Source organism: Nocardia sp. bgisy134, from assembly GCF_057708325.1.
Genome location: NZ_JBYIRW010000035.1, coordinates 1 through 14590, shown reverse-complemented (window position 1 = coordinate 14590; position 14590 = coordinate 1). Strand labels below are relative to the sequence as shown.

Here is a 14590-nt window from a genome sequence, read left to right as displayed (position 1 = left end):
TCGCCCGCCTCAGAATGGCAAACGGTCAACCGCGCGGGAGGGACGGAAATCAGTCAGGTCGGTGACAATGGTGTAGATTGCCGGCGCGCGCTCAGCTTCGAAGAACATCTCCTCGAACGAGACGCGTCCGAGATTTGCCGCCATGACCGCCTCGGCGTAGCCGGGTAGTCGCTCCAGCCTCAGATCACGCAGGGCGCCGAGTTCAAGTGGGTAGTCGGCAGGATCAAGATCGACGCCGTATCCCGTCGGCTCGTGGCGCCGAGCTTCGCCTGTGTCAGCGTTCAATCGACAATGGATGCGATCGAGCAGGCGGGCGTCGTCGCGTTCGGCCAGATCCATCATCCTCTGGTGCCGCAACGATAGCACCTTCGGGACGACCCGAACCGTCGCCAAGTGGTCGCTAGCGCGTAAGGACGGGGCCAGATCGACGCGTGAATGTCACGTCGCGTGATGGCGTGGCGTTGGGGCTGCTGTGCGAGATGGTGGTGTGCGCGACGCCGAGGTGGTCGCCGATTCGGGCGAGGGGACTGCCCCCGTTTCGGTTGACTTGAATCAACCAAGCTGGGGGCAGTCCCGAGTGATTCGCCGTGTCCGTAGCGGGTGATGTCGTAGTCGATCTTGTTGCCGGTGAGGTGGCGTTGTTCGCGGATGGTGGCGCCGCCGGTGTGGAGGATGTCGAGGATGTTGCCTTTGCCGAGCCTAGTACTGCATTCGGCCTCCAGGCACGGATTCAGGCTGGCATCCTCGAAAGAGCGACTGCAACAAGGGGGATCGATCGTGAGTACTGTGCCGCCGGATTGGTATCCCGACCCTTCTGACGTGGGTTTCCTGAGGTACTGGAACGGGACCGATTGGACCACTGACCGAAAACCTGTGCTCGCCAAGGATTCCGTCGACCGGACTCAGGCCCTCGGACAAGCCCCGAAGGTGCCGCTGCTTGGTGCTCGCGCACACGCGAAACGGCAGTCGGAGGAGCTGGCGGACGCGCTGTCCGACAACCAAAGGCTACGAGCGCATTTGACGAGTACCGGAGGCCTGGAGGTCGCCGAGCTGCAGCGGCTGCGTGACCAGCTGGCAGCGCAGATCACCGAGCAGCAGACGCTGCTGGACAGTCTGCGCACTCAGGTGGTCAACACCCGAGAAGATCAGGTACTGCAAGAGATCGGCATCTACGAATACCGCCACCCGCTATCGGACGCAGTCGCCTATCGCGACGCGCTGAAGCACCTGCAAGGTGAGATCAAGTACATGGCGCGGCGTGACGGTGGCGCTATCGAGGCATCACAGACCTGGGCGGTCAACGGGTCGGCCGCCGAGGGCCGCAGGATGATTCGCGAGTATTCGATGCTGATGCTGCGTGCCTACAACGCGGAGGCCGACAATCTTGTTCGAGGACTCAAGCCGTACAAGTTGCCCACCTCTCTGGAACGCCTGGACAAGATCGCGTTCACCATCGAGCGGCTGGGCAAGACGATGCATCTGCGCATCACGCCCGGCTATCATGAACTCCGCCGTCGCGAGCTGCAGATGACCGCCGATCACCTCGAGCTCCTCGCACGCCAGAAGGAGCATGAACGCGAGCAGCGCGAAACACTTCGTGAGGAGCGCAGAGCGCAGGAGGAGCTCGCCCGTGAGCGCGCGCGACTCGAAAAGCAGGAACAGCAATGCCGCGACAAGCTATCAGCGCTCGAGGCTGCGGGCAGCGCAAGCGCGGCGGGCGCGGACGATCTACGGGAGAGGTTGGCGGAGTTGGAGCGCGCCATCCTCGCCCTCAAGAACCGGGAAGACAACATTCGCGCTGGCTACGTGTACGTGCTCTCCAATATCGGGGCGTTCGGTGCAGGCGTGGTCATGATCGGTTTGACCCGCCGGGTCGATCCGGCAGATCGGATCCGCGAACTGGGCAACACGTCGGTGCCGTTCAAATACGACAGGCACACCATGTTCTTCAGTCAGGACGCGGTCGGTATCGAAGCTGAGCTTCACCGTCGGCTGGCGCACAAGCGGATCAACAAGCTCAACAACCGCCGCGAGTTCTTCAAAGCTACGCCTGCAGAGGTGCGAGAACTTCTGCAGGCTGTAACCGGGGAGCTCGTCGAGTTCGACGAACTCGCTGAGGCCATGGAGTATCGGCAAAGCCTCGCCGTGACCCGCGATCGTGATCGTGATCGTGAGTGACTGTGCGACAACATATTTAGCCGAGCTGGCCCGATCGTTTCCCGCATGTTCGCGGCTAATTGATGAAGGATGGACGCCATGCTAGAACCTCAGGGGCAGTTGACAATCCGCACCGATGGAGGCGCCGACGAACTCTTCCGGCTCTACGAGTGGTTCAACGACGATGACGAGCTACGCGGCCGGGTGAGCCTGCCATCGAACCAGATTCGCCCCGGGCAGATGGGTGAGCTCACCGAAGCCCTGGTCGTCGCTGTCGGTGCGGGTGGCATCGCGACGGCATTGGCCCGATCGCTGACCACATGGTTCACCGTCCGCCGTTCCGAGGTCACCATCACCCTCAAACGGGACAACAACACCGAGATCACCATCGACGCCAAACGAATCAAACTCCCCGAAGTGACCCAGGCAGTGCAGCAGATGATCGAAAGGCCGGTCGACCCACTGTGATCTCGGACATGAACCGAAACGGCTGGCGCGCCACCTTGATCGGGGTGAGCAGGTACACCAACCCTGAGCTTCCAGATATTCCGGCTGCCGCCAACAATGTCGCGGACCTCGCCGAACTCCTGACCGCGCCCACCGGCGGCGCGCTGGCCGCCGACCACTGCACCGTCCTGCACGATCCCAGCGACGCCGTACCGGTCGGAGCGGCGATCAGAGCCGCGGCCAAGCAAGCTAGCGATGTCCTCATCTTGTATTACGCCGGACATGGCGTGCTGGACAGTCGGGGGCAACTGCACTTGGCGCTGCCTGCCAGCAACCGCGATCACATCGAGTGGAACGGTATACCGTTCGATCGGCTGCGCCGCGAATTCTCTGTAAGTCCCGCCCGTGCCCGTATCTTGATCCTGGACTGCTGCTTCTCCGGCCGGGCTTTCGAAGCAATGAGTGCGACCTCGACCCTCGTCGAGGGCCAGGTCGACATCCACGGTACTTATACGATCGCGTCCTCGGCCAGAAACGAACCTTCGGAAGCGCCAGAAGGCCACCGCCACACCGCATTTACTGCGGCGCTGCTCGACGCTGCCAGGGACACCAGCCGCACACTCGACCAGCTCTACGTGGAACTTGACCGGAATCTGTTCCGAAAAGGCTATCCCCGGCCACACCGGCGAAGCGTTGACATCGCCGGTGGCCTGCGCCTATTTATCCCACCCGTGCACCGCCCACCCATCGCCGGTATCGCGACCATGCCGAGCATCGAAACGGACGTGAGTCACCGTGCCGAACTGGAAAGCTGGTATCGCGCCGCTGAAGGAGGTGACACCGATGCGATGTACAACCTTGCCGTCATGTTCGACAAAACCCGCAACTTCGACGATGCCGTCGCCTGGTATCAGCGAGCTGCCGAGTCCGGCCACCCCGACGCGATGCACAACCTGGCGATCCGACTCCGTTATCGCGGCCAAGTCCCAGAGGCCGCTACCTGGTGGCAACGCGCGGGGCATCGCACCCCCCAAGGCCCCAGCGAAAAGCTGCGCGGCCCGGTGGTCCTTGGACAGTCACGTTCTGCGGAGTCCGAGGCTCGCTCGGAGGATGTACCGCCGCGCGAGCTGTCGACGTCTCGGCGCGTGATGCTGATAAGCCTTGGCAGGTGGGTGGACGATTCAGCCTCGTGGGACGAAACCCCCTGGGGCGGAAGCATCCACACTCGCTCCGGCCACGGATTCTTCGACGGCATGGCCGACAGTCAGCTGCTGGACTCGGCTCGTGTGTTCTGGAAGTTCAACCCAGAGTCTCCTCGCTGGCGTGACATCGAATACGCGGTGGTCGCCCACGCCGGAATCACTCGCGCGGTGATCCGAATCGACCGATACATCGGGCCTTTCGAGGGTCGCTACGGATTACAGGGGCGGCTGGTCGACGATCCTGAACTCACCGCCGAACTGGTCGGCAAAACCGTTCCGCGGCGTCAAAACCCGATCACCACCTGGAACTGACAGCCCTGTGCGTTTAGAGAATCGCAGCGCTACGACGCCCGTGGTCTCATCCGTTGATGTCGTCTGAGTCCGGGTGGATTTCGAGCTCCGGCGGATGTGACGGCCACAGCGGAGAGTCGATCTCCTGCGGCGTCGACGGCTTCGGCGGGCTTGTCGTGCTCTCCGCGGTAGCCTTTCCAGAACGAGGTGGATGGGGATGAACAGTTTCACCGTCAGCGATTTGTTTCGGCTCCTGACATTGCCAAATGCCTATAGCGACATAGAACCATGCCAAAAGCCCCTGGGGAGCAAGTCTATTCGGCTGCCACCTCCGCCGCAAAACCTTCGACGAGCCGCGCGAGTCTGCGTGGCGCGAAGTCGTTGGCGTTGTGCGCCTGCCCGGCCATGACGATCTTCCGCGCGTTCGGCATGACATCGCACAGGGCGTCGATCCGTTCGCCGAGGTGGGCGGGACTGCGATCTCCGCCGAGCAGGACCGTCGGCAGCTCGATCGCAGCATAGGAGTCCAGCCGCGGGCCGAGGGAGTCGATTGCCGCGACGTCATCGAGTTGGCGCGGCACATATGCCCGCAGTTGCGGCACCGCAGCGACCACAATCCGAAACACTGTCCTCGCAACTCGACCCGCCCCGAATATGTCACGTTCGAAGATCGCGATGGCCTTACCGGGTTTTCCTGCGGCGGCCGCGGCGCGTGCCGCACACAGCGGGCGACCGCCTAACGGTGCGCCGATCACCGCCGGCGGTTCGTAGACGAACAGTCCCGCGAACAATGCGGGCGCAGCAGCGGCGGCTTCCAAGGCGATCACACCACCCGACGAGTGGCCGACGAGCAGAACCGGCTCCCCGACGGTGCCTGCCAGTGCCAGCACGTCATCGACTTCCTCAGCGATGGTGACCGGCTCGGCCCGCACCAGGTCGAGGCGATACTGGCGGCGGTGCAGTCGGATCACCCGGTAGCGGTTCGTCAGCGGGCGGACCACGCGAGCCCAAGCCGAGCTGTCACCCATACCGCCGTGCACGATCAGAATCACCGGACCACGACCCTCGTCGACAAACTCCATGTCCATGCCCACGACTATCGGTAGTGGAGGGGTTCCCGTCTTGAACGAATATTCCCCTCCCCCGCCAGCTCGGCTGGGGTTCGGCCGGCGAACTGGACGGTCTCGCGGTGAAGATGCGACTGATCGGCGTATCCGCGGCGGGCAGCGACCTCGGCCGCCGCCATCCCCGCGCCGAGCGCCTTCACCGCACGATCGAACCGGGCCAGCATCGCGGCACGCTTCGGCGTGACGCCGATCTGGGCGGTGAACCTGGACCACAACCGTTTCCGGCTCCATCCGCACATCTGGGCCAGCTCACCGACGTGCACCCGGCCATGGCTGGCCAGGATGCGCTCCCAACTCGCCACCACCTCAGGTGCGGGCCGATACGAAAAGCGTTGCATCACGAACGCATCGGTCAGCGTGAACCGTTGATCCCAAGTCGCGGTGGCCAGCTGCTCGCGTAGCCTGCGCACCGGCTCGCCCCACAATTCATCCGGAGCCGTAGCCGAAGAAACCGCCGTACCCAACAACTCATACACCTGCACCGGGGAGAGCCGTACCTCCACGCAATCCACCCGCGAGCCCCGGATCCTGACCGCACCGGGAGACAAACCCGTGACCACCCCACCTGCGGCCCACCGGTCCGAACCCGTGTCGATATCCAGCCCGTCACCGACATCGACAACCATCACACAAGACCTCCCGGGAACCACCTGCATGTCCAGCCCCGCACTACCACAATCGCGATACCCGGCGAGGTCGATGCCGTTCCGGCCGCTGGCATGCCGCGCGATGTCCCAGCCACCACCGAGACCGCTGTCGAACAGGATCGGATCCACCCCGCCGAGCGCATCGCGGCCCCACGCTCCGCGGGCGGCTCCGCGCTCACCCTCATCCTCAGATAAACCGGGGGTCCGATGTTCGGAAAACGAGGGCTGCGCTCAAAGGGTCAGTGCATCACTGCACTGCAGATGCGGCGTCAGTGCGCGTCTGCTGTCTTGGAAGCGGACTTTATCGGGTTCAGAAGTCCTCGGGTTGGCGTCCGGGGCGGAATCCGCAGTGCGCGATCATGGCGACGGCTCGGAGAAGTTGTCGGCGAGTGCTTCGGGGACGTGGCGTCGCTGCCGAAGGTGACTGCGCGGCCGCCTTCTTCTGCCCACCACTGAGGTGTCCAGGGCCGCAGGTGGCGGGTGTTGATCTCGAGTGCCCGTCCGCTAACGGCGATGGCTCGCATCGCCGTGCGGAAGCCTTCTTCGAACCTGCGCGGGTCGAACGGACCGGCCGTGGCGATCGGCCAAGCGCGCACGGCGTAGTCGATGTGGCAGAACACCGCGAACGCCTCCGATCCTGCGAGGACGCGCTGGATTTCCCCGAGGTAGGCCCACACCACCTGTTCGGCAGGCTAGAGACGAAACAGGGTGTTGGGTTCGCTGCGGTCGTCATCGATCACAGGGTGTGCAGGGAGCCGTTGTCAGCTTTCGAAGTCGTCTTCAGTGATGTTCGAAGTGGTGTTCAGTGGCTGGTTCCGGTTCGGTTAGCGAGTCTCGAATCCGAATGCGCAGGATTCAGGTCGGCCAGGAAGTACTTCTGCAACATGTGCCAGTCCTCAGGGTGGGCGGCGATGCCCTCCGCGTAGGCGTCTGCGAGCGCTTGAGTCATCCGGGCGATTTTCTCTTGCTGAGTGCCTTCGGACGGCACCGGGATCTCAGGATGGACCCTGATGCCCATCCGACCCGGACCCGGATACCACAGATTCACCGGATGCAGCCCGCAGCCGGTCTGTACTGCGAGCGCCGCCGGTCCGGCGGCGATCCGTGTGGTTTCGCCGAAGAACTCCACCGGGATCCCAGAGGCGCCGAGGTCGCGATCCGCGACGAGGCAGACGATGCGGCCTTCCCGAAGCCGCCGCGCCAGGGTCCCGAATACCGATGGTCCGCCGTCGTGCGGCAGCACTTCCATCCCGAGCTTGCGGCGGTAGTCCCAGAACCGTTCAGCGACCGCTTCGGGCTCGAGGTTCTCGGCGACAGTGGTGAACTCGATCGAGTGCGTCGCGATGAGCCACGCTCCGGCATGGTCGTAGTTGCCGGTGTGGCCGAGCGCCAGGACGACGCCGCGGTCCGAGCGGACCGCCTCGGCGACGCGCGCACGGTCTTCGTCTGCGATGTCGACACTGTCCAGGATGCGGCTCCGATCCCACCCGTTCATCCGGAATGCCTCGCTGTAATACCGCAGCGCCGATCGCATGCCCTTGCGGGACGTCTCGGCGAGAAGCTCCGGCGTCGTGTCCTTGCCCAGGACCCTGAGCAGGTTCGTCTCCAACTGCAGAACCTGGGCGCCGCGCCGCTCCCAGAGACGGTCGGCGATGCGGTCGAACAGCCGGTAGGCCGTTCTCTCCGGCAGGGCCCTGATCAGTGACCACGCGGCTCCGTAGCCGTACCCGATGACCCGGTCTTTGACGCTCATACGGCCACGGTGTCATATTCGACCAGGATGCCGCGCTCGAACTTCACTCCGGCGCCGCCAACGACGAATGAGCATGGGCATGTCTCGGTATCGCATCGAATGATGGTCGTCGGCGGCCTTCGACTGAAGGGGGCTCGGCGCGCGAATCTCGGTTGTCGGTAAACGATCTTGGGCTCAAATGGTCAGCGCATCACCGCTGCTGAGGTGCTCAGCGTAGACCGATGCGGCTCAGGCGGCTTGTCTCGTCGGGTTGGTTGGAACTTGTGCTCCTATGGTGCCGATGATGGTGAACCGCATATACGTCGTTGTTCCTGCAGGCGGCGGGCATACTCAGCGGCTTCAACGGGATCCAAGCTGCGCGGTGGTGTCACAAGGGCACCGCATTCGATCGGACGCTCGATGGTCGACGAGCCGCCCGGACCGGTCGACGGGCCGCTAGAGCTGCAACCGACCAGCGTGATGGCTGCTCCTGACACGGCAAGGATGAGTTGTGCTCTGTTGTACCGGTCGAGGCGTGATCTCGCTGCCGATGCCCCCCGTGCTTCGCGCATGAAGCGACGCTATCTTCAGTCGATTGAAGCGGACATCACCCGCCGGGATGAATCGCACCCCCCTACTACGGAATGACGAGAAGATGATCGCCCGTCGCTGAGGTGCGCGGCGTAAACCTCTGCGGGACTTCGGAAGCCGCGGATCTTGCGAGGCCGGTGGTTGAGTTCGTCGGCGATGGAGTCGAGGTCTGCCTGGCTGAACCGACGCAGGTCGGCGTTCTTGGGCAAATACTGGCGCAGCAGTCGATTGGTGTTCTCATTGGTGCCGCGCTGCCACGGGCTGCGCGGTTTGCACAGGTAGATCGGCATAGTCGCTGCCTCGGTAATAGCTTTGTGGCCGGCGATCTCTCGGCCACGGTCCCAGGTCAGGGTGCGTCGCATCGGGGCCGGGAGGTTGAGCAGGTAGCGCGTCAGGTGCGGGGTGACCTGGTCGGCTTTGATTCCGTCGGGCAGTGCCACCAGGGCTGTGAAGCGGCTGGTTCGCTCAACCAGTGTTGCGATGGCCGATGGTCGTGATCCCATGAGAAGGTCACCTTCCAGTGACCAGCGACCATACGGTTTTCGACTTCGGCTGGGCGCTCGCTGATCGGAACCAGATCCTTGATCACCCCTCGCCCGTCCGGTCGGCGCACGCGTTTGGGGTGGCGCATCACCCGCCCGCTGCGCAGCGGCCGGGTGAGTCCCCGGTCGATCGCCTTGCGGCGACGAGGATCGAATAGCGACAAGTCGATCGCTTCATGGGAGATCCGCATGCCCGGGTCGCCGGAGAAACATCGTGCCAGCCACCCCGCGATCTGCTCCGGAGACCACCACATCATCAGCTTCTGCTAAACCAGCATCCGCAACCTCGAATCCTGCGACAGCTTAGACAGTTTGGGCCGCTGAGCCTTCTGATAGGCCTGGGCATCGGCGGCCGTCGCACGGTAGCCCTCCCGTCCGCCGTTGCGGGAAACCTCCCGGGAGATCGTCGACGAAGGACGACCCAACCAGCGGGCGATCGCACGTGCAGAGCACCCCACAGCCAGGCCCCGAGAGATCTCCTCCCGCTCGGCCAAGCTCAGATGCATGCTGCGACGCCGCAACGCCGACTGTCGGACGCCACCGGTCTGGGCCAAAACCGCCGCACCTGATGCACCGGCACACCGGCCGATCGCGCGATGACGCTGAATGGTTCACCAGCACGCCACTGCCGCCACGCGTCATCCTGCTGACCCGCCGACAACCCGTAATCCCGCACCACACCCTCCACACAACATGATCATCCACGCGGTGATGCATTGACCACTTGAGCCCAAGATCGTTTTACGACAGGCGGATCTGGACTCCCTCGCCGAGGCGCAGGTGCCCGCCCCGGTCTCGGTGATGGTCGCCCGCCACATCGTGGCCGCCAGCCAGCACCTGGCCGTCGCGCACAAACTGGCCACCTCGCGCCAAGATGACAGGATGGCCGAGCACATCAAACCTGCACCGACCCTGCCGCTTTCGCTGGACACAGCGCAGGTCCAGACGGCGAAGCAGGCGGCGGCTCTTGCGGACGCCTACGAGAAGGGCCAGGGGGAGTGGATCGCGTCTCTGCGCGAGAGCCAACCCGTCGCCACCCTCTTCGACCAAGTTGCTCCCCTGCTCTGGAAGAGCGACCTCGGCGTCGAGCACAAGAACCGGCTGGCCCGCTCATTCGGTCCTGACGGGCTCGCGGCCGTGGACCAGGCGATGATCATCCTCCTCGGAATCGAGAGCCTCAAGGTGTGGCAGCGGAATCGAGTCGTCTACCGCGTGCACCCCAACCTGGCAGCCAGCCTCGCCGACACCGAACCCGGTGCTGCGATCCCCTGCGAGGTATTCACTCGGCTCCCCCACCCAGACCCTTTCGTCGCCTTCCCGACCCCAATCCCGGCTCCTCATGGTGCCGATTCGAGTGGGATGGCCAAGCCTGCGGTCTACGTAGGCATGTTGGTGACAGGGCTGAGCCGCGGTCTCACGCTGTGCTCGACATCCGACCCCGATCTCTGCTTACTGAACGTTGCGCTGGTCGGCCGAGTCCACTACATCGGAAAAACACAGCCCGAGTACCGGGAGTACAGCATCCGGATCCCCTGCCTCGGTGACCGCTACACCGTCGACGAGATGGTCGAGACCGCTGGCCAGATGATCGCCACCACCGATCCGGAAGCACGGGAAAACGGTGCGCAGCGCAATGCCTTCCGCCTCGCGGTCAGCCTGCTGCTGTACCTGTGCAGCGGACGATCCGACATCGGCGCCCGAACCGAGCTGACGCCTGGAAAGAAGAAGCGTCGGCAACGGCTGGTGCCCAACACCGTGGTCGACGTAGGTTTCGACATCGGCCCCAAACTGCACGCAGCCAGCCGCGATGCCTCGGCAACCTCAAGCGGAGAATCGGGATCCCGCGTTCGCGCCCACATCCGCAAAGCGCACTGGCACACCTACTGGACCGGCCCGAAAGAGCAGCGGGTAGCCGAAGTGCGCTGGTTGCATCCAATCCTGGTCAACGCCGCCGATCGCGATCCGTCCCGGTTTGTGGTGATCGACGTCGATTCGCCTTCCGGGCAGTGAACAACCAAGTTCGATGTCGTGGTTCGTACCACCCTGACCACGGGGAGTTGGCGCTCTTATGAGCAGTCGGGGGACGGTGACCTCGATCCTGTCGCGTACACCTTGCACCGGGGTGAGTCGGAGGAGCAGGCCAGCGACCTCGCCCAGCAGGTTGTGTGGGCGCTGATCGCGCACGCCGACCGCAAGGCGATGTTGCAACTTGCCGACGGCCAGGTCGTAGTCCACCCGGTTGCCGAGTCCTCCTAGTTGCCGAATTCGGTTCGGGACGAACGCTCAGGACGCATGCACCCCAGGACAACTGGGTTGCAATAGGTGGTGGCCTGCCCTCTGGTTCAGCGCCGGAAGAACCGCCACCAGGGCTGCCAACGACGTGTCGGGCCCGCCTTGACCGGCGCGGGCTCGGCGGCATCTCGCAGCCGGTGCCGCTCGGCCCACGCGCCGGTGGCGATCTCCCTGATCGAGCCCTCATCGACGATGCGGGTCGCGATCGTCCATACCGCTGGCGGCCCCGGGAGGGTGGACTCGTCGAGCTCGGCGCAGGCCTGCGCCGCGGCGTCGATGTCGGTGTGCAGCGACAGGTGCAGCACCGTGCCCTGACTTGATGTCACGACCAGCACGCCGACCGCGACGCTCGTACTGTCGCGGGCCATGCGCGCCCACGTGTCGAGGACTTTGCCGGGTTCGGCACCGAGGTGGTCGACGACCTCAGCAGTGGAGGCAGCCAGTCCCAACCAGATGCAGCGGCGCGCGATGTCGCGCTCCGGCACGCCGAACCGTTCGACGAGTGCGGCCATGCCCGGGGCCGGGGTCCGTGCCCAGGCCAGGATCAGCTGCTCGTCGGAGGCGGCGTCCCAGAACGGGAAGCCCTTGGCCGCGTGCGCCTCGCGGGCCAGGGCCTCACCATCGAAGCCCGGTTGAGTGATCATCTCGCGCAGCTTGCGCATCGCGATGGCGCCGGTATATCCGTCCAGCAGAACGAATTTCGCGCGGGCCCGCACCCCACCCAGCGTTCGGCCCAGCTGGGCAGCGATCTGTTCATCGGTCGCCGTGGTCTCCAACGCGGCGAAGAACTCCTGGTAGTCCTCCCCCGTCCACAGACTGCCCCGCCGATCTTCGCGCTCCCCCATCGCCGTCATGGCCGTGCATCCTGCCAGAGCCCACCGACAAGCCCGAGGAGTTCGTCTACCGCTCGCGCTCGTGCAGAGACTCCCGCGCACGGGAGATGGCGTTGCCGGTCAGGCCCTCGAAGGCGTGCCCGCGAATGCTGCGAGATTGGCTCTGCTCCAAGGCTTCTCGCTCCCGCTCGGCCGCGGCGAGTTCGCGCTCGATCGCCTCGAGACGTTCGACGCGCTCGACCGCGTGGCGTTGCCGAGCCTCGGCGGCCGCGGCGACATCGCGCTCGATTCTCTCCAAATGCAGGACGTTGCGGACCTTGGCCAGCGCCTCGTTGCGCAGCTTGATCAGCTCGAGGCGCTCGTCGGCCGAGTACAGGCCCTGCTTCGTGCCGAAGTCGCTGACCAGCGTCTTGGTGTGCTCGTGCAGATCGACCGCCTCCGCCCATGTCTGGACGTGTCTGGCGTCCTCGATCACATCGAGAAACAGATCCTTGAGAGTGGTCATACCTGTCGCCTCCGCACCCCAACCGACAACCCGACCAGACCAGACCAGACCAGACCAGACCAACGATAGGCCAGACCACTGCGGCGCCGATCAGTTTCGGAAGAACGCTGCCCGCTCCGGGAACATCGAATTGCGTTGCCAGCTCACATATTCCGGTGGGTTCCTTTCTCGGCGCCACCGAGCCGCCGCGAACTCACCAGGGTGGAGGGGACAGCCTGCCGGTCAGCCAGTACTCGCCCATCGGGCGGTGTAGATGTTGGGTTGGAACATGGGCTTCGAAACTCTCGGGCATTCCAGGCGCGGCCTACGTACCGTGGTCGGTTGTGAAGAGTCGGCAGCAGATCGAGGCCCGTGCCCTGGAAATCGCGGAACGCGTTGTGAGTGGCGGCAAAGTCGAAGACGACTTTGTCGAGTGCAAGGCCGAGTGGGTGCACGATACGGCCAAAGCTGCTCGCCGGATCGCAGGGCTCGCTAACGCCGCTCGCGGCGAAGGCGTCATGTGGCTGATCGGGCTGGACGAGAACAACCACCAGGTGGTTCCTCTGGACAGCACTGATCCGGCGAACTGGTGGGGTTCGGTCGAATCTAAATTCGCCGATGGTGTGGTACCGAGCGTGAGGACACTGTCCGTTCCTACCGCTCACGGCCTGCTGATGTGCCTGTATTTCGAGACCGATCGGTCACCGTATGTCGTGACGGCAAACGGCGTAGCAGGTGTCACACGCGAGGTTCCATGGCGCGAGGGAACGCTGCTGCGTACTGCGAAACGGCACGAGCTGCTGTCTCTACTGAGCGCCGCGGTCGCAGCCCCGAAGCTTGAGTTGCTCCAGCCGAAGTTGACCCTTCGCCTGGCGCAGTCACGTGACCGTGCCGGGGACCCGCAGTACATAGAAGGGCAACGCGTCCTGGCCCTCCAAGCAGAGCTCTTCATCGACTCTGAGGCCCGCGCTCTCCTTCCCCGCCATCGATGGAGGATCGAATTCGTCACCGACGGCGACCATCGGTTCGTCGCCGACACCGTCGACTTCACCTCCCACCTCATCTGGGACGACACCAGGAAGGCAATGAGTCCCGAGCTGGAGCACGTCTATGGCGTTGCGGTCAGAAGAGCTGGTCTCGCCGTATCCGGACCGGACTCGGTCGCCCTGTCCGCAACCGCTCCCGTGCCGATCGACGTTGAGACATACACGCTCCGAGGCGCCGGATGGATAGATGTCATTCTCCAGCTGCCGACCAATGGTGTCGGCAGGGTAGCCACAGCCCGGCAGCGGCTCGGATGGTCCAGCGGAGACAACGACGTGAAAAGGAGGGGTCATACTACACAGCCGATCTTTGCGGAATGGGCCATACCCATGTTCGAGCGTTGAGGCGGGTAAGGGTGACGCGCGGCAGCAAGCAGGTCCCGCCCCGGAGCCGCGCGGCCGGTCACCGGGCCGTTGGGCACACTGACGAACCGATCGAAGCCACCACTCACGCCGAAACCATCACCGGCTGAACACCCCCCGACAAGTGTCACAGTCGATTTCGGTGTCCCGCACTTCAGCCGCGGGTCGTGACAGATCAGAAGATCTTGGACTGTGGTCACAGAGCGGGCCGGTGGTGACGGTGACCTGCAGGCTCTGCGGGCACCGGATCGCCCATTGAACGGACGTCGAACTGGGCATGGACTACTCCCAGCTGACGCCAAGAAGCACCTGTCGACCACTACGACTGGACGTCGCGGATTTTGCCCGGATGGCCCGCGTGCAGCCGAGCTCCGTGAGCTACGCCGACAACGGCCACGCATCACGCTGAAAGTCATCGCGAAGGCCGCCAACATGCTGTTGGCAGCGGATTACGTCGAGGCGGTTGGATCCCCCAGTAAGTCTCCCGACTCACTGGGGCGATTCACTGTGCTTCCCACGCATGAACGAGGGCAGGCCGTTGTCTTCATTGGAGCCGTTGAGCTGACCTTCGAAAGCCATATGCGCGGCTTCGATCAGAGCGGGCGGAATCGTCGGGTGCGCCCAAGCGATCCGTACTAGGAAGTGTCCTCAAAGCCATATGAGCAGGGTGGCCAGGTCGAGCATGCCTCGGTAGGACTGTGCGGTTTTGTCGTATCTGGTGGCGATAGCTCGATACTGCTTGAGCCGGTTGAAGCAACGCTCGACGACATTGCGGCGACGGTAAGCGGTTGGATCGAAAGTGGGTGGGCGCCCGCCGGTCCGGCCGCGTCGACGGCGGT

At 64.3% G+C, this 14590-nt stretch carries 13 protein-coding genes and 1 pseudogene; 6 read left to right on the top strand and 8 right to left on the bottom strand.

Annotation, left to right across the window (positions count from 1 at the left end):
• Positions 1-9: 9 nt before the first annotated feature.
• On the bottom strand, positions 10-339 hold the full coding sequence (locus AC3ERS_RS35540; RefSeq protein ID WP_431972543.1) for a hypothetical protein: 330 nt from the start codon (positions 337-339) through the stop codon (positions 10-12).
• A gap of 438 nt (positions 340-777) precedes the next feature.
• On the opposite strand from AC3ERS_RS35540, the gene AC3ERS_RS35535 reads away from it, so the two are divergent.
• The 3 genes from AC3ERS_RS35535 (at position 778) to AC3ERS_RS35525 (ending at position 4118) form a co-directional block, all read left to right on the top strand.
• Positions 778-2178: an SNIPE associated domain-containing protein gene (locus AC3ERS_RS35535; protein ID WP_431972542.1), complete on the top strand. Its 1401-nt coding sequence runs from the start codon at positions 778-780 to the stop codon at positions 2176-2178.
• A 78-nt stretch (positions 2179-2256) separates the two neighbouring features.
• Positions 2257-2625: an effector-associated constant component EACC1 gene (locus AC3ERS_RS35530; protein WP_431972541.1), complete on the top strand. Its 369-nt coding sequence runs from the start codon at positions 2257-2259 to the stop codon at positions 2623-2625.
• 8 nt (positions 2626-2633) lie between these two features.
• The gene (locus AC3ERS_RS35525) at positions 2634-4118 is read left to right on the top strand and encodes a caspase, EACC1-associated type (RefSeq protein ID WP_431972540.1); all 1485 of its coding nucleotides are present in this window, start codon (positions 2634-2636) and stop codon (positions 4116-4118) included.
• A gap of 293 nt (positions 4119-4411) precedes the next feature.
• On the opposite strand, the gene AC3ERS_RS35520 is transcribed toward AC3ERS_RS35525, so the two are convergent.
• The 4 genes and pseudogenes from AC3ERS_RS35520 to AC3ERS_RS35505 form a co-directional block, all read right to left on the bottom strand.
• On the bottom strand, positions 4412-5185 hold the full coding sequence (locus AC3ERS_RS35520; protein WP_431972539.1) for an alpha/beta fold hydrolase: 774 nt from the start codon (positions 5183-5185) through the stop codon (positions 4412-4414).
• An 8-nt stretch (positions 5186-5193) separates the two neighbouring features.
• Positions 5194-6000: a helix-turn-helix domain-containing protein gene (locus AC3ERS_RS35515; RefSeq protein ID WP_431972538.1), complete on the bottom strand. Its 807-nt coding sequence runs from the start codon at positions 5998-6000 to the stop codon at positions 5194-5196.
• Between the two features lie 673 nt (positions 6001-6673).
• On the bottom strand, positions 6674-7624 hold the full coding sequence (locus tag AC3ERS_RS35510) for a phosphatidylinositol mannoside acyltransferase (RefSeq protein ID WP_431972536.1): 951 nt from the start codon (positions 7622-7624) through the stop codon (positions 6674-6676).
• Positions 7625-8190: 566 nt separating this feature from the next.
• Positions 8191-9412: pseudogene (locus tag AC3ERS_RS35505) on the bottom strand (IS30 family transposase).
• A 104-nt stretch (positions 9413-9516) separates the two neighbouring features.
• Here AC3ERS_RS35505 and AC3ERS_RS35500 point away from each other — a divergent pair.
• Together AC3ERS_RS35500 and AC3ERS_RS35495 are read left to right on the top strand one after the other, a co-directional pair.
• Positions 9517-10746 (top strand): AcrVA2 family anti-CRISPR protein, encoded by a 1230-nt coding sequence (locus AC3ERS_RS35500; protein ID WP_431972535.1) that lies wholly within the window; start codon positions 9517-9519, stop codon positions 10744-10746.
• A gap of 18 nt (positions 10747-10764) precedes the next feature.
• Positions 10765-10992, top strand: a complete 228-nt coding sequence (locus AC3ERS_RS35495; RefSeq protein WP_431972534.1) for a hypothetical protein — start codon at positions 10765-10767, stop codon at positions 10990-10992.
• Positions 10993-11078: 86 nt separating this feature from the next.
• Here the strand turns inward: AC3ERS_RS35495 and AC3ERS_RS35490 are convergent, their stop codons facing one another.
• Together AC3ERS_RS35490 and AC3ERS_RS35485 are read right to left on the bottom strand one after the other, a co-directional pair.
• A complete protein-coding gene (locus AC3ERS_RS35490; protein WP_431972533.1) occupies positions 11079-11882 on the bottom strand; it encodes a hypothetical protein in 804 nt (267 codons plus the stop codon).
• 46 nt (positions 11883-11928) lie between these two features.
• A complete protein-coding gene (locus AC3ERS_RS35485; protein WP_431972532.1) occupies positions 11929-12366 on the bottom strand; it encodes a hypothetical protein in 438 nt (145 codons plus the stop codon).
• Between the two features lie 323 nt (positions 12367-12689).
• On the opposite strand from AC3ERS_RS35485, the gene AC3ERS_RS35480 reads away from it, so the two are divergent.
• Entirely contained in the window at positions 12690-13733 is a 1044-nt protein-coding gene (locus AC3ERS_RS35480) for a hypothetical protein (RefSeq protein WP_431972531.1), read from the top strand.
• Between the two features lie 666 nt (positions 13734-14399).
• On the opposite strand, the gene AC3ERS_RS35475 is transcribed toward AC3ERS_RS35480, so the two are convergent.
• The coding region (locus AC3ERS_RS35475) for a transposase (protein WP_431972530.1) at positions 14400-14590 on the bottom strand (191 nt) is incomplete at its 5' end.